Source organism: Autumnicola aciditolerans, assembly GCF_041679265.1.
In the GTDB taxonomy this organism is placed as follows: Bacteria; Bacteroidota; Bacteroidia; order Flavobacteriales; family Flavobacteriaceae; genus Autumnicola.
This window is the reverse complement of record NZ_JBGFSM010000011.1, coordinates 29,907-45,943: the sequence shown is the minus strand read 5'-3', so window position 1 is coordinate 45,943 and position 16,037 is coordinate 29,907. Positions and strand designations below refer to the sequence as shown.

Below are 16,037 nucleotides of genomic sequence, written 5' to 3'. Positions count from 1 at the left end.
ATGCAAGTTAGCCTAAAGGGTTTTTATTAAAAGTTTAGGATAACTTTACATGTCTTGAAAAATGGAATGCATCAATCGCTTCTTATCGTTAATGCTTTCCTCTAAAGAAATCATTGTTTCAGTTCTGTAAACTCCTTCTATATCATCTAGCTGAAAAATAATATCTTTTGCGTGCTGAGTATTTCTGGCTCTCACCTTACAAAAAACGTTAAATTTACCTGTAGTTACATGTGCAACAGTCACAAACGGAATTTCGTTTATACGCTCCAGCACAAATTTTGTCTGGGAAGTATTCTTCAAAAACACGCCTACATAAGCGATAAACGCGTAGCCTAATTTTTGATAATCCAGGGTTAAAGAGGAACCTATTATAATTCCCGCTTCTTCCATCTTCTTAACCCTTACATGCACCGTACCGGCAGATATTAGTAGTTTCTTGGCGATATCGGTAAAAGGAGTCCTGGTATTCTCAATAAGCATATCAAGAATCTGGTGATCTGTTTCGTCTAATTTAAACTTGGCCATTTTTTCTAAACTTCTTTTTTATATGAAATTCAAAAATAGTACAAAATCATTGAATTATTAATAAATTTTTCTGGAATTAATCTGGTTTAAGGTCAATTTCTTTCCCATTTAAGATAATTTTATTAACTATAACGTTTTCGGATAGTTCTCCCTCTCCCGCTGTAAGCACAATTTTCTTCTTTCCATCAATTTCCCGAAGCCCGAATTTCTTTAGTTTTGGCTCTATTTTTTCTACAATGGGAACAAAACTTATCTCTCCATGTTCTAATTTTTCCTGATATTGTATTGCTACATCGTACACCTCCCGATCTTCTGATTTAAGTTTTACCTCCCTTAAAACAATATCGTTAAAAAACTTCTGGTTTTCCGGTATTTTTCCGTAATCATGGTAATCTGTTTTTCTGAATCCTGATGAAGAAACCTGGTGCAAAGCAGCAAGAAGTGCGGCAAAAACATATTTACGGGTTATTTCACGTTCATAATCCCCGGGGTAATGCCCTGCTTCAAACAAAACAGTAGGCACTTCCCTGCTTTGGAATGCATCTCCTGTACAGTTAAGATTAAAAGCATCATCATACCGCCCAATTTGCCCTAATAATTCCCCTTTTAAATCATTTGCTACAGCCGCGATAAGCTTCATGCTTTTTTTACGACTTGGAAATACTTGACGTTGCTCATCCATGGATGGGGTGAGAAAGGACAATGTTGCAGGCTTTGGTGCTGTTCCAGCGGAAAAAATTGTCCGCTGGTCATGCAGATTAAAACAAAAGTGAGGAGAAAACCCTTCAAATTGTTCCCGTAAAATCCGGCTTTCCACTTCTTCAAGGTTTTTGGCATCTCGATTTAAATCAATACCATTGGCATTCACCCTCGTAAACCTTCTTGCCCCGTCCGGGTTTAGCATAGGGATAATTAAAACCTGGCAGTTTTTAAGAATTTCTGAAAGCACAGGAAAATTTTCTTGCCGCAGGAAAACATTTAATAGATCCAATGCGGCTTTTGTTGTGGTAGATTCATTCCCATGCATTTGTGACCAGGCTAAAATCCTTTTGCTTCCTGTACCAAATTTTACTGAGAAAATGGATTCTCCACAATTAGATTTCCCTATGGTCTCTACGGAATAATGTTCTGAAAATTTCTGCAGGGCAGGCGTTATATGATCCAGGTTTATATACCTCCCTGAAATTTCCCGGTAGCGTAGCTCCGGATATGCCTGCATTATCTTTTTTAAATAGTCGGGATAATAATTCATGTTTACAAAAGTAATTATTAGATTTTTTACAATTGTAAACACACAAAGAGATTTAATTAAAATACAATTGTAAACATCGTGAAGTTCAGATTGTGAAACAGATACGGAAAATTTCCTAGCTGTATTATTTTTGTTATTAAATAGTTAATTATTAATAAATTAAACCATTTAACCTAAAGTTATTAATTATCCAATATTATGATGTTTACAGATGTGATTTGTAGGCTTGTGAAATAATAATTACATTTGTGAACCTTCTGCGAAAGAAATAAAATTCACAATGGTAAACACTGAACAGTTTGCAATCAGGTTGAATAAAATCCTGGAATATTACGATCTGTCTGCCGCATCTTTTGCAGACAGGATAGAAGTTGGCCGCTCTTCTATATCTCACATTATCTCCGGAAGAAATAAGCCAAGCCTGGATTTTGTGATGAAAATAGTAAAGACATTTCCTGAAGTGGAATTGTACTGGCTCCTAAATGGAAAAGGTAAATTTCCTAAAGAGAATTCTCCGGAACCCGCTTCTTCTTCCGCTGAAAAAAAAACTGCTCCTCCCCTAAACCCGGCTGAGGATTTAAAAGCAGGATGGACTGCTCCGGGGCCGGAGTTATCTCCTAAGACCAAAGCCATAAAGAAAATTGTCATTTTTTACGAAGACGGGACATTTGACGCCTTTGAAAATTGACAATTCCTATTAAAAGAAGTTACTTTGCAATATGCGAAAATTGTTAATCATTTGGTGTTGCTTTCTTGTAACGGCATGTTTCCAGCCGGAAAGAAACTGCGAGGACTATAGAACCGGTACTTTTGAATTTCAATCTTATTTAAACGGGGAAATTGTTACTTCCCGCTTTATAAGAAGTGATTCTATAGAAATTGACGAATTCCAGGGCTCTGCAGACACTTCGTCTGTGCGATGGATTAATGACTGCGAATATATCTTAAAAAACCTTCATCCAAAGAATATACAGGAAAGGAAACCCATACACATGAAGATTCTTACCACAAATAAAAACGGATATACCTTTGAATATGGGGTTGTGGGAGAAACCCGAAGAGAAAAAGGTTCAGTTACAAAAGTAAAGTAGTTAAAGGCCTTTTTCCCGCAGCAGTTTGTTCTGCTCCTCCATAAGGTCATTTAGGTTGGAAAGAAGTTCAATGTTTTTAGGAGTAACCACGGTGGTGTTCTTGGGATCTTCAGCTTTTTTCCTGAAACTGTTCATTAATTTAACCACAATAAAGATAGTTAATCCTATAATTAGAAAATCAATAAAAGACTGGATAAGGATCCCGTAACCAATAGCGACTTCTTCGGCTGTAATAGTTCCATCTGCAGCAATAATGGCTTCTTTAAGGACTAACTTCTTATCCGTGTAATTTATACCGCCTGTAAGAATGCTTAGCGGGGGCATCACGACCTGTTTTACCAGGGCATCCACCACTTTGTTGAACGCGGTACCAATAATGATACCCACTGCCATATCTATCATATTGCCCTTAACGGCAAATTCCTTGAATTCTTTAATAAATCCCATTACTCATCAAATAATTTTGTTTGACTTTCTGAAGAGGAAGATAAGGAATCTTTATTTTCATCCTTCAGTTTTTCAGGACCTCTTTTTTCATCCATAGCAGCTTCCTCGTCCTGAAGGTTTTCTTCTTCTTCATTATTTTCCTCTTCTTCCTCAAAAGGCATAGGATCCAGAAGATTTATTTGTTTTACCTTCTCTGTGGTTAATTGGTTTCCCTGTGCTTTAATTCCTTTCACGGCAATAAATTCTTCAATATTAAGCTCCTCATTAGGCCGCTGATCTTTCCCCCTCTGTTTGCCGTATATAATTTCGGCCATAGGGTAATAATCTGTGGATATTACTTCTAAAAATGATTTTTCATGATCACTGATAAATTTTTCCTCTTTTTCTGGATGTTCTATAAGAAAACGTTTTACATAGTAACGTTCTTTCTCCGGCTCCCAGTAGATTGCCGAAACTGGCTTTTTAGGGTTCCATTTTTCCAGGACCACCATTTCTTCATCAAAACGGGTGGTAAGTTCTGGAACTATGGTTTTGGCTACTCCGTCCTGGGTAATGATCAACAACCGGTCTTCTCCTTTAAATTCGCCTAATAACTCGCCGCGGCCATCAACATTTAGCCTGTTTACGGTTTCATCAAACCAGATTCTTCGGGGCTTCAGGGTAGAAACTCCTTCCTCTTTAAGTTCTATTCTTTTTACGGAATATTTAGTAACGATGTTTCCTTTTACATTTCGGCCTTTAATAAGGATATCGGCAAAGTCCACATCAAATTTCACTTTTCTAATGCTTCCCACCTGCCTTAGGAAAATAGTTACCACTTCTGCCTCCCCGTTGGGGTTTGAAGAGAAGTAGAGTACTTTAGAGTCTTTTTTACCCTGGGAAAGATCATATTCACGATCACGGGTAACCGATGTTACTGCAAAACGCTTTATATAGGTACTGCCGCCTTTCCCATCCCTATAGATCATATTATAAATGGTACGTTTATCCTTTTTCTTAAAGATGGCTACATGAATAATGTCTTTTCCTATAAAAGTTTTAGAGTCTACCCGGGTGACCATCATTTTGCCATCTGCGGTAAAACAAATTACATCATCTATATCTGAACAATCGGTAACGTATTCATCTTTCTTTAGTGCTGTTCCTACAAAGCCTTCTTTGCGATTTACATAGAGTTTGGTATTGCGTATTACCACCTTGGTAGCTTCAATATCTTCAAATAAACGCAGTTCTGTTTTACGCTCTTTTCCCGCTCCGTAATCTTTTTTCAGCTTTTCAAAATAAGCCACAGCATAATCTACCAGATGATCCAGGTTATGTTTTACCTTGGCGATCTGGTCTTCCAGCGCTTCAATTTTTTGCTGCGCCTTATCGATATCAAATTTTGAAATTCTCTTGATCCTGATTTCCGTAAGCCTAACAATATCTTCTTCGGTCACCGCTCTTTTTAAATGCTTAATGTGCGGTTTTAAACCTTCATCAATAGCCCTTATAACACCTTCCCAGGTTTCTTCCTCTTCAATGTCGCGGTAAATTCGATTTTCAATAAAGATTCTTTCCAGGGAAGAAAAATGCCATTGTTCTTCCAGTTCATCCAGAGAAATTTCCAGTTCCCGCTTCAGCAAATGCAATGTATGGTCTGTAGACTGTCTTAAAATTTCGGAAACTCCAAGAAAAATAGGTTTGTTATCAATGATCACACAGCCTAAAGGTGAAATGGAGTTCTCGCATTGGGTAAAGGCAAAAAGCGCGTCTATGGTTTTGTCTGGAGAAATATTTGGGGGAAGGTGAATAAGGATTTCTACCTCTGCCGCCGTATTATCCTCTATTTTTTTAATCTTGATCTTTCCCTTATCATTCGCCTTAAGAATAGAATCTATAAGGGTGGTGGTGGTAGTGCCGTAAGGAATTTCGGTTATAGCGAGGGTATTTTTATCATATTGGGAGATTTTTGCCCGTACGCGTACCCTTCCACCACGCATTCCATCATTATAATCGGTAACATCAGCTTCGCCGCCGGTAGGAAAATCGGGAAAAAGCTTAAACCTTTTTCCTTTAAGGTGTTTTATGGAAGCATCAATCAGTTCTAAAAAATTATGCGGAAGTACCCTGGTGCTTAAACCCACCGCGATTCCTTCGGCTCCCTGCGCCAGAAGCATGGGAAATTTTACCGGAAGGTTTACCGGTTCGTTTTTTCTACCATCATAGGAAAGCTGCCATTCGGTAAGTTTGGGATTAAACAATACCTCCAGGGCAAATTTAGAAAGCCTGGCCTCAATATATCTTGGTGCGGCTGCACGGTCTCCGGTGAGCACATTACCCCAGTTTCCCTGGGTATCAATAAGCAGGTCCTTCTGCCCTATCTGCACCATAGCATCCCCAATACTGGCATCGCCGTGCGGGTGGTACTGCATAGTATGCCCAACAATATTGGCGACTTTATTATACCTCCCGTCATCCAGGTCTTTCATGGAGTGCATAATACGGCGCTGTACAGGTTTAAAACCATCTTCTATAGCAGGTACAGCACGCTCTAAAATTACATAGGAAGCATAATCCAGGAACCAGTCCTTATACATCCCGGTTACCCGAATAAGCTCCTCTTTAGGCTGTTTAAATTGTTCTTCCTGAGCTCCTTCTTGGTTTTCTTCCATTAGGCGGTTGCTTTTTTAGCGTTGTATTCCATTACCTTCTGAAGCGAGGCTACCATGCCCTTCTTCTTCTTTCTGTTTAGAAATGTGGTATTAAAAGTGTATTTTCTAAATCCCGATCTTCTTCTGGATTTTATGTATATGGTTAATGAGGAATAAATTCCGTAGTCGTTAAACCTGAATTTTCCGAGCTTTCTCTTTGGAAATTCGGCTTTTTTCACCCGGTATTCCATGAATTTTGAAAAAAATACGCCGTTGTTTTTGAAATTAAGCGTCTCCCCATCACTATCAAAATCAAAACTCTGGCCAATCCTGTGTACATAAAGGCCTAAAATTAAAGTGCTGATATTAGGCACAAAATGGCTGAAGTTTATAGGCTCATCTGACGCCATTAGTTCAATATTTACAAAAATATTGGTTACAAATACTGCCACCAGCACAATGTAAATAGAAGGAACCATTTTCACTTCGTTTTTATTGGTAAACCTCATATCCCTAACTCTTCAACAAGATCAAGTTCCACCTTAAGGTTATCAATAATGAACTCCTGGCGGTCCGGAGTATTTTTACCCATATAAAAACTCAGCATCTCTTCAATAGATTTATCCTTATCCAGCATTACAGGATCCAAACGAATATTATCTCCAATAAAATGTACAAATTCATCAGGCGAAATTTCTCCCAGTCCTTTAAAACGCGTAATTTCTACCTTGCCTGAGAGTTTTTGCACTGCCTGCTTTCGCTCCATTTCACTATAACAGTAAATGGTCTCTTTTTTATTCCGTACACGAAACAAAGGGGTCTGTAGAATATAAAGGTGGTTTTCCTTAATCAATTCAGGAAAAAACTGGAGGAAAAAGGTGATCAACAGTAAACGGATGTGCATTCCATCCACATCGGCATCGGTAGCGATCACGATGTTATTGTACCGAAGATCTTCCATAGATTCTTCAATATTAAGCGCGGCCTGCAGCAGGTTAAATTCTTCGTTTTCGTAAACAATTTTTTTACTAAGCCCGTAACTGTTCAAAGGTTTTCCTTTTAAGCTGAAAACCGCCTGGGTATTCACATCCCGGGATTTTGTAATGGAACCGCTCGCTGAATCTCCCTCGGTAATAAACAAAGTGGTTTCCAGGTAACGCTCCTTATTACTGTCTCCAAGGTGAATACGGCAATCCCTTAATTTTTTATTATGGAGGCTTGCTTTTTTAGCCCTGTCTTTGGCAAGTTTTCTAATTCCGGAAAGATCTTTCCGTTCCCTCTCTGCCTGAAGTATTTTACGCTGAAGTTGCTCTGCGGTCTCCTGGTTTTTATGAAGATAATTATCCAGGTTGCGCTTTACAAAATCGTTTATATAGGTCCTGACTGTAGGCAGATCTCCTCCCATGTCTGTAGACCCCAGCTTGGTTTTGGTCTGGCTTTCAAATACAGGCTCCATTACTTTTATACTGATTGCAGCCACGACCGACTTACGGATATCACTGGCATCATAATTTTTGCCATAATATTCTCTAACGGTTTTGACTATTGCTTCCCTGAAGGCCAACAGGTGCGTCCCGCCCTGGCTGGTATTCTGCCCGTTTACAAAGGAATGGTATTCTTCAGAATACTGAGATTTACTGTGGGTAATGGCAACTTCAATATCATTTCCACGCATGTGGATGATTGGATACAGTTGGTCGTCTTCATTAATACTGTCCCCAAGAAGGTCCTTCAGCCCGTTTTCAGAATAAAATTTTTCACCGTTATACACTATGGTTAATCCCGGATTGAGATAGACATAGTTTTTGAGCATTTTCTCAATATACTCATTACGGAATTTGTAGTTTTTGAAGATGGCTTCATCAGGCATAAAAGTCACCTTGGTGCCCCTTCTTCGGGAAGTCTCATCGAGCAATTCCTCATTGGTAAGATTCCCCTGCTCAAACTCGGCTGAGGCAGATTTGCCGTCCCTTGTGGACTCTACTCTAAAATAAGAAGAGAGCGCGTTTACCGCTTTGGTACCCACTCCGTTAAGCCCAACCGATTTTTTAAACGCGCGGGTATCATATTTTCCACCGGTATTCATCTTGGAAACCACATCTACCACTTTACCAAGCGGAATTCCGCGGCCATAATCCCGAACAATCACGCGCTGGTTCTGCACAGAAATTTCTATGGTTTTCCCCGCACCCATTACAAATTCATCAATACAGTTGTCCAGGACTTCTTTAAGCAGAATGTAAATCCCGTCATCGGCACTGGAACCGTCACCCAGTTTCCCAATATACATCCCGGGCCGCATCCTGATGTGTTCCTTCCAGTCTAACGACCGAATATTATCTTCGGTGTACTTTGTTTCCTCGCTCATAAGTAGAAAATGGAGTTTGCGCTAATATAAGGCATAGCTTCAAAAATTGAAACACCGGGCGCACAAAGTAATTAACAAAGATTTAGCCGTAAATGTTAATTAGAAGTTTGGAATACGAAGTACGAAACCGGCTCTCTCCGGAGGCACTTCGCCGGTTTCATTTTGCCCTATAGACCAAAAAACGAGATTTTTATGGATTAAAATAGTATAAATATCATCAACCGGCGAAATCTAAGAACCACCCCGGCCTACGGCCACCCCTCCTTGAAAAAAGGATGGGAGCTTTTGTGATTGGTAAAAAGGGCAATTCTTTACTTTCCACTTTCTCACTTCTAACTTCTAATCTCTCACCTCTAACTTCTAAATTCTAACATCTACTAAACATTAAACCTGAAATGCATCACATCGCCATCCTTCACCACATATTCTTTCCCTTCTACCCGCATCTTACCTGCTTCTTTTACTTTGGCTTCACTACCGTAATTGGCATAATCTTCATAAGAAATAACTTCGGCACGAATAAAACCTTTTTCAAAATCGGTATGGATCACTCCGGCAGCCTGTGGCGCCGTGGCACCAACGGGAATGGTCCAGGCACGTACTTCCTTTTCTCCGGCAGTAAAATAAGTTTGTAAATTCAGTAAACTATAAGCCCCACGAATTAATTTTGCCGATCCCGGCTCGTCCAGCCCAATATCCTGTAGGAACATTTGCCTTTCCTCAAAATCGTCCAGCTCGGTAATATCAGCTTCGGTTCCTACGGCAAGCACCAAAACTTCGGCATTTTCATCTTTCACCGCTTCCCGCACCCTTTCTACATGGGCATTCCCGTTTACCGCAGAACCTTCCTCTACATTGCACACATACATCACGGGCTTATCGGTGATAAACTGAAGCGGTTTTACAAAATCTTTACGCTCGTCTTCAGAAAGTTCTATAGCCCTAACAGAAATCCCCGCTTCAAGGCCCTGTTTAAGCTTTAGAAGCGCGGTTTCCTCTTTTTGAGCTTCTTTATTGCCTGTTTTCGCAGCTCTTTTTACTTTATCCAGCTTTTTATCTACCGTTTCCAGGTCTTTAAGCTGAAGTTCCATATCTATGGTTTCCTTGTCCCTTATAGGGTCTATAGACCCATCAACATGTACAATATTATCATTTTCAAAACATCTCAATACATGCAGGATAGCATCGGTTTCCCTGATGTTGCCAAGAAACTGATTCCCCAGGCCTTCTCCCTTACTCGCGCCTTTTACCAGGCCTGCAATATCCACAATTTCAACAGTGGCAGGCTGTACACGTTCCGGGTGCACCAGTTCCTCCAGTTTCTGAAGCCTCGTATCCGGCACATTTACCACCCCAATATTTGGTTCTATAGTACAAAACGGGAAGTTTGCACTCTGCGCTTTTGCGTTAGACAAACAATTAAAGAGCGTTGATTTTCCAACATTGGGTAATCCTACAATTCCGGCTTTCATATTTCAAGTTTTGATGCACTAATTTTTGCGGCTGCAAATATAGTTATTAGAAATTAGAAAATGTATAGTTCAGAGTTCAGAGTTTGGAGTCTGGAATTCGGAGTTGGGGTGTGGTGTTTGAGGTTTTCTGCGGAAAAATTTGTAGAGAACGGAAATGAGAAATTTATATTTTTATAGCTTACAGCATAAAGCCTATATCTTGAAGCCATTCTAATTTGTGCATTCGTGGTAAAATCTGAAACAGCAGAGAATCCTGATTTTCGTCAGTTTTCGGCCCATTTTACAGGATTTTAACCTCTGTTTCGGAAGCTTTGTTTTTATTTCGCCTTAATTTTGCAACACAAATATTTTCACCATGAATAAAGGACTTTATATTGCTACTTTAGAGTCACATAGCGGCAAATCTATGCTCTCCCTTGGCCTTATGCGGACACTCCTGGGAAAAACAGTAAAAGTTGGTTACTTCCGGCCCATTATAAATGATGTGCCTTCAGGAAAACGCGATAACCATATAGATACTATTATAAGCTATTTTAAACTCCGCATTCCCTATGAAGATGCCTACGCTTTTACCCGCAGCGAAGTGATTCAGAAAAGAAATGAGGGTAAGTCTGGTGAAATTATAGATGTGATCATCCGGAAGTATAAGAAACTAGAAGAAGAATATGACTTTGTGCTGGTGGAAGGAAGTGACTTTTCCGGGGAAGGCAGTGTTTTTGAATTTGATGTAAATGTTTTAACCGCACGCAACCTCGGGATTCCGGTGGTGATAATTGCCAGCGGGCAATATAAAACCTGGGAGGAGCATCTTGGCAGCCTGCAGATGGCATATAATGAATTTACAGAAAAGGATGTGGACGTCATTGCAATGGTGAGCAATAAAGTTAGGGAGGAAAACCTGGAAGCCGCCAAAGAAAACATGCGTAAATTTCTGCCTGCAGATATTGATGTTTTTGCCATTCCGCTTATCGATACGCTTAACAATCCTACCCTTAAAGAAATTGTAACCGCCCTTGAAGGAAAAATCCTGTTTGGAGGGGAATTTCTAAATAACCAAACCGGGAACTTTGGAGTAGGCGCCATGCAATTAAGAAATTACCTTACCACCCTTAAAAATGAAAGCCTGGTAATTACCCCTGGGGACAGGGCAGATATTATCCTTGGAGCACTTCAGGCCAACATCTCCAGTAACTATCCGCGTATTTCCGGGATTATCCTTACAGGCGGTTTAACTCCGGAACCTTCTATTTTAAAACTAATTGAAGGGCTCTCGGAAATTGTTCCCATTATTTCTGTACAGGACGGGACTTTTAGCGTCACCAACCGGGTGGGCGCTATAAAATCTAATATCTATGCCGATAGTATTCAGAAGATAGAAACCACCATAAGCACGTTTGAAAGATATGTTTCTTTTGATCCTTTAGTGGAAAGACTCATAAACTTTGAACCGCACGGGATTACTCCCCGAATGTTCCAGTACAGCCTGGTAAAAAGGGCGCAGCAAAGCAAAAAGCATATTGTACTGCCTGAAGGGACAGATGACCGAATTCTTATTGCGGCCTCCCGGCTTTTGGCTATAGATATTGTGGACCTGACGCTGCTAGGCGACGTGGAAGTAATCAAGCAAAAAATAATGAAACTTGGTCTGAACCTGGACCTGGGAAAAATCAAGATCATAAATCCTTCAAAGTCTGAACATTTCCAGGGTTATGCTGAAACTTTATATGAGATTAGAAAGCATAAAGGAGTAAACCTGGACATGGCAAAAGACTGGATGACCGATGTTTCCTATTACGGCACCATGATGATCTATAAAGGCCATGCGGACGGGATGGTATCCGGCGCAGCTCACACCACACAACATACCATTAGACCTGCGCTTCAGTTTATAAAAACTAAACCGGGAGTTTCGGTAGTTTCTTCAGTATTTTTTATGTGCCTGGAAGACCGGGTTTCCGTATTTGGCGACTGCGCAATCAATCCAAACCCTACTGCAGAAGAGCTTGCGGAGATCACTATTTCTTCCGCAGAAAGCTGTTTTGCCTTTGGGATTGATCCTAAAATAGCCATGCTCTCCTACTCTTCAGGAACTTCCGGAAAAGGAGCCGATGTAGATAGAGTTAGGCAGGCTACCGAAATTGTTAAAAATAAACGTCCCGATCTTAAAATCGAAGGCCCCATCCAGTACGATGCTGCCGTTGATATTACCGTAGGGAAGAGCAAATTGCCAGATTCTGAAGTCGCCGGCCAGGCTAACCTTCTAATTTTCCCCGATTTAAATACCGGAAACAACACCTATAAAGCGGTGCAACGGGAAACCGGGGCGCTGGCCATCGGCCCGATGCTGCAGGGATTAAATAAACCTGTGAATGATCTTAGCCGTGGCTGTACGGTAGACGATGTGTTTAACACCGTTATTTTAACCGCTATCCAGGCGCAGGGAATTTAGTGAAGTACGAAACAACAAATTTGGTACTTAAAGCTTAAAGCCTATAGCAGTAATAGGTGAAAATTGAAAATATCCAGAAAGATTTAGCATAACAAGAATGAAAAATATACTCGTAATTAATTCAGGGAGTTCTTCTTTAAAATTTCAGTTAATTCAGATGCCTTCAAAAAAGGTGCTTGCCTCGGGGATGGTGGAGCGAATTGGTCTTGAAGGTGCAAAGTTACACTACAAAACCAAAGCGGTTTCAACTTCAGAAGAAATTGAAGTTCCAGATCATGCCATGGCTTTAAAAGCCGTTACTAATATGCTCTTGGAAACTGGAAATGGAGTAATAAATAATTCCGAAGAAATAAGTGCTATAGGACACCGTGTGGTGCATGGAGGTAAAACTTTTTCCAGTACAACCGTAATTGACGAAAATGTGAAAAAAACGATTAAAGATTTATTTTCGCTTGCTCCGCTTCATAACCCGCCAAACCTAAAAGGCATAGAAGTAGCTGAAAAACTTTTCCCTGGAGCTCCGCAAATTGCAGTTTTTGATACAGCCTTTCATAGCAGTATTCCAGAGCAAGCCCGTAAATATGCCATTCCTGATAAGCTTTACGAAGAAGAACATATCCAGCTCTACGGCTTTCACGGCACCAGCCATAAATATGTAACAGAAAAAGCGCAGGAATATCTTCAGCAGGAAAATTCAAAAATTATAAGCATTCATCTTGGGAACGGTTGCAGTATTACAGCCGTACAAAATGGCAAAAGTCTTGACCATTCGTTGGGATTTGCTCCGGTAAACGGCCTTATTATGGGTACCAGGAGTGGCGATATAGACCAGTCGGTTATATTCTACCTGGTGGAACAACTGGGCTATTCCCTGCAGGAAGTAAACCATATGCTACATAACCAAAGCGGGATGTATGGCCTTACCGGTTACAGTGATTTAAGGGATATTGAAGAACAGGCAGGCAAAGGCAATACAGAGTGCCAGCTTGCCCTGGAAATGAACGCCTACCGCATAAAGAAATATATTGGCGCCTACGCGGCCGCAATGAATGGACTTGATGCCATCATATTTACAGCCGGAATTGGGGAAAACAGCAGCACCATAAGAAAAATGGCTTGTTTAAATATGGATTTCTTCGGAATCGAACTGGACGAAGAAAAAAATAAAGTCCGTTCAAAAGAGATAAGAGAGATCAATTCTGTAGATTCCAAAGTTAAAATCCTGGTGATTCCTACCAACGAAGAACTTGAAATCGCCAAACAGGTAATGGAGCTGGTTTCGTAGTAAGGAGTTGGGAATTCGGAGTTGGGAGTTCGGAGTTCGGAGTTGGGAGTTCGGAGTTCGGAGTTCGGAGTTTGCTTTAAACTATTCTATTTGGAATGTTGAATTACTCCTATTTACTTCATTTTTTGAAGGAACGGTTCCAGTTAGTTCACCAATCACTATTCACTATTTTTACTTTCCACTATTTATTTTGAATGTTGAATTTTGAATTGACTCTCATTGTCCATTGCCCCATTTTCTTCTTTAACTATTAAAAAATTAACGCATAATCTTTTCAAAATCTGAATCTGAATCGATATTTTTAGAAGATGAAAAAACTGCTATACATATTCCTTCTCTTACTTTGTCCTGCCTGCGCAGACAATGCAAACAAAACTGAAAGTAATCCGGCTTCCGTAGAAATGGAACAGGAAAGCTATCAGAAAAAAGAGTCGGCAACTATGGCGATGATACCTGCTGTTGATTTTAAAGCTTTTGATTCCAGGTATCTTCAGCAAAAAAACGATACTACCTACGTCATTAATTTTTGGGCCACCTGGTGCAAACCCTGTGTAAAGGAATTGCCGGCATTCGAAAAATTGAAAGAAAAGTATGGAGACCAAAAGGTGAAGGTTGTTCTCACCAGCCTTGATTTTCCTGATAAAATAGAAGAACAGGTTATACCTTTTATTCAAAAGAATAATTTGCAAAGCGAAGTGGTGCTGCTGGATGACCCCGATGCGAATTCCTGGATACCAAAAATATCTGAAGAATGGAGCGGTGCCATTCCTGCAACCATTATTTACAATGGAAAAGAGCGAAAATTTTATGAACGTTCCTTTACTTACGAAGAATTAGATACTGAACTTAAATCCATTTTATAATGAAATCGAAAACATTTTTACCCGTACTGGCTTTTACAGCTGCACTATGGCTTGGCAGTTGTAAAGATTCCGTTCAAAACACTAAATTTGAGAATTCTGATAAAAAAGAAATGGCCGTGCTTTCTGAAAAAGAAAACACAAGTGCAGAAGGTTATACAATTGGCGATGAAGCCACCGATTTTAACCTTAAGGATGTAGATGGCTCTATGGTTTCCCTTTCGGACTATCCTGACGCGAAAGGTTTTATAGTGATTTTTACCTGTAATACCTGTCCCTTCGCCATGGCCAGTGAAGAGCGCATTGTGGCACTGGACCAGGAATTCAAGGGAAAAGGCTATCCTGTAATTGCCATTAATCCCAATAATCCTAAGGTACAGCCAGACGATACTTTTGAGAAAATGCAGCAGAAAGCTAAAGAGGCCGGTTTTACTTTTCCATACCTTTTTGATGACAGCCAGACCGTCTACGCTAAATACGGGGCTACAAAAACCCCGCATGTTTATATATTACAAAAAGAAGGCGGAAAAAATATTGTAAAATATATTGGTGCTATAGATGATAATGTTAGAAACGCTGATGCCGTAAACGAGCGTTTTGTGGCCAATGCTGTGAATGAGTTATTGAACGGAAAAGAAGTTACCACCAAAGAAACCAAGGCGATTGGCTGCAGCGTAAAACAATAATCAAAAATAATTTTCCCAGATGGAGCGCGGCCGAGATTTTCCTGGCTCCGCTTATCCTGGTAGGATTTTAGATTACAGGGGAAAAGCTTCCAATCTTTTTACTTGCCAATTATCCATTTTAATTGCCCATTGTTTACTGTTTGCCGAGCCTGAATAAAATGGGATAGGTAATTTTTCCCTTTTCCCCAAAGCTCTTCCTAAAATCGGCCGCAACAAGATCTACAGGATTTTCTCCGTTCGCTTTTTCGTAATGCTTTACGGCAGACCAGGTTTTTAAATAGCCCAGCAGTTGCTCCAGGCTCCACTCCAGTTCTAATTTAAATTCAGGAGTTTTAATTTCGTTGAACGGGAAAGGAATGGTTTTATATTCCTCGTCCAGGTATTTTCTTTCCGGGTCCCAGTATGGATCTGTGATATTGCGGTAAAAGTGATGAATAACTTTATTGGTTTCTGCGTTGCTATAAAAAAGTCCGTAGCCCATCACGGCTATTAGTCCGCCGGGTTTTAGCACTCGATTTACTTCCGCGTAAAATTTATCAAAATCAAACCAGTGTATCGCCTGCGCCACCGTTACCAGGTCAAAAAAATGATCCTGAAAACTGGTTTTTTCAGCAGCCTGTTTTGAGTAGTGGATATTTGGCTTTTGTACCGCGTTTTCCAGTTGCTGTTCACTAATATCTGTGGCGTAAACCTCTTCAAAGAAATCTGCCAGCTCTCCGGCCACCTGCCCGTTTCCAGTACCGCAATCCCAGGTGCGTTTATTAGCTGGTAGGTGTTTTTTCAAAAAATCATAAAGCTCTGCGGGATAAGTAGGCCGGAACTTTGCATATTGTTCAGATTTTGTAGAGAAATTATCTTTCATAAGCCGCCGTTTGTCTAAAATTAGGAAAAGCTATAGGAAATTTTAAGAAAATTATTAACTATGTTCTTCCCTCCTATAGATTCCCTACAATTTCTGAGAGGAAAATT

The 16,037-nt window shown here is 40.2% G+C and carries 14 protein-coding genes; 6 read left to right on the top strand and 8 right to left on the bottom strand.

The genetic code is table 11. The features are described 5' to 3' along the window. Positions 1-45: 45 nt before the first annotated feature. Together AB8M93_RS12665 and AB8M93_RS12660 are read right to left on the bottom strand one after the other, a co-directional pair. Positions 46-525 (bottom strand): Lrp/AsnC family transcriptional regulator, encoded by a 480-nt coding sequence (locus AB8M93_RS12665; RefSeq protein WP_373058211.1) that lies wholly within the window; start codon positions 523-525, stop codon positions 46-48. Between the two features lie 76 nt (positions 526-601). After that, positions 602-1,819 (bottom strand): M14 family metallopeptidase, encoded by a 1,218-nt coding sequence (locus AB8M93_RS12660; RefSeq protein ID WP_373058209.1) that lies wholly within the window; start codon positions 1,817-1,819, stop codon positions 602-604. A 238-nt stretch (positions 1,820-2,057) separates the two neighbouring features. Here AB8M93_RS12660 and AB8M93_RS12655 point away from each other — a divergent pair, with 238 nt between their 5' ends. Continuing rightward, positions 2,058-2,465 carry a helix-turn-helix domain-containing protein gene (locus AB8M93_RS12655; protein ID WP_373058207.1) on the top strand — a complete coding sequence of 136 codons (408 nt, stop codon included), beginning with the start codon at positions 2,058-2,060 and terminating at the stop codon, positions 2,463-2,465. A 31-nt stretch (positions 2,466-2,496) separates the two neighbouring features. After that, entirely contained in the window at positions 2,497-2,868 is a 372-nt protein-coding gene (locus AB8M93_RS12650; RefSeq protein WP_373058205.1) for a DNA topoisomerase IV, read from the top strand. Here the strand turns inward: AB8M93_RS12650 and mscL are convergent, their stop codons facing one another. The 5 genes from mscL to ychF form a co-directional block, all read right to left on the bottom strand. Beyond that, complete coding sequence (mscL, locus tag AB8M93_RS12645) at positions 2,869-3,315, bottom strand: large-conductance mechanosensitive channel protein MscL (RefSeq protein WP_373058203.1); 447 nt, start codon at positions 3,313-3,315, stop codon at positions 2,869-2,871. Further along, on the bottom strand, positions 3,315-5,969 hold the full coding sequence (locus tag AB8M93_RS12640; RefSeq protein WP_373058201.1) for a DNA gyrase/topoisomerase IV subunit A: 2,655 nt from the start codon (positions 5,967-5,969) through the stop codon (positions 3,315-3,317). Before AB8M93_RS12640 ends, mscL begins: the two co-directional genes overlap by 1 nt. Further along, on the bottom strand, positions 5,969-6,457 hold the full coding sequence (locus AB8M93_RS12635) for a hypothetical protein (RefSeq protein ID WP_373058199.1): 489 nt from the start codon (positions 6,455-6,457) through the stop codon (positions 5,969-5,971). The genes AB8M93_RS12640 and AB8M93_RS12635 overlap by 1 nt, the downstream gene beginning before the upstream one ends. Then, positions 6,454-8,316 (bottom strand): DNA topoisomerase IV subunit B, encoded by a 1,863-nt coding sequence (locus AB8M93_RS12630; RefSeq protein WP_373058197.1) that lies wholly within the window; start codon positions 8,314-8,316, stop codon positions 6,454-6,456. The genes AB8M93_RS12635 and AB8M93_RS12630 overlap by 4 nt, the downstream gene beginning before the upstream one ends. Before the next feature lie 377 nt (positions 8,317-8,693). Continuing rightward, positions 8,694-9,788, bottom strand: coding sequence for a redox-regulated ATPase YchF (gene ychF, locus AB8M93_RS12625; protein WP_373058195.1), 1,095 nt, complete (start codon positions 9,786-9,788; stop codon positions 8,694-8,696). A 355-nt stretch (positions 9,789-10,143) separates the two neighbouring features. Here ychF and pta point away from each other — a divergent pair, with 355 nt between their 5' ends. The 4 genes from pta to AB8M93_RS12605 all read left to right on the top strand — a co-directional run bounded on the left by pta (position 10,144) and on the right by AB8M93_RS12605 (position 15,068). Beyond that, positions 10,144-12,237: a phosphate acetyltransferase gene (pta, locus tag AB8M93_RS12620; RefSeq protein ID WP_373058193.1), complete on the top strand. Its 2,094-nt coding sequence runs from the start codon at positions 10,144-10,146 to the stop codon at positions 12,235-12,237. 97 nt (positions 12,238-12,334) lie between these two features. Then, complete coding sequence (locus AB8M93_RS12615) at positions 12,335-13,522, top strand: acetate/propionate family kinase (protein ID WP_373058191.1); 1,188 nt, start codon at positions 12,335-12,337, stop codon at positions 13,520-13,522. A gap of 308 nt (positions 13,523-13,830) precedes the next feature. Beyond that, a complete protein-coding gene (locus AB8M93_RS12610; RefSeq protein ID WP_373058189.1) occupies positions 13,831-14,385 on the top strand; it encodes a TlpA family protein disulfide reductase in 555 nt (184 codons plus the stop codon). After that, positions 14,385-15,068, top strand: coding sequence for a thioredoxin family protein (locus tag AB8M93_RS12605; protein WP_373058187.1), 684 nt, complete (start codon positions 14,385-14,387; stop codon positions 15,066-15,068). The genes AB8M93_RS12610 and AB8M93_RS12605 overlap by 1 nt, the downstream gene beginning before the upstream one ends. 133 nt (positions 15,069-15,201) lie before the next feature. Here the strand turns inward: AB8M93_RS12605 and AB8M93_RS12600 are convergent, their stop codons facing one another. Then, positions 15,202-15,930: a class I SAM-dependent methyltransferase gene (locus AB8M93_RS12600; RefSeq protein WP_373058185.1), complete on the bottom strand. Its 729-nt coding sequence runs from the start codon at positions 15,928-15,930 to the stop codon at positions 15,202-15,204. Positions 15,931-16,037 lie beyond the last annotated feature (107 nt).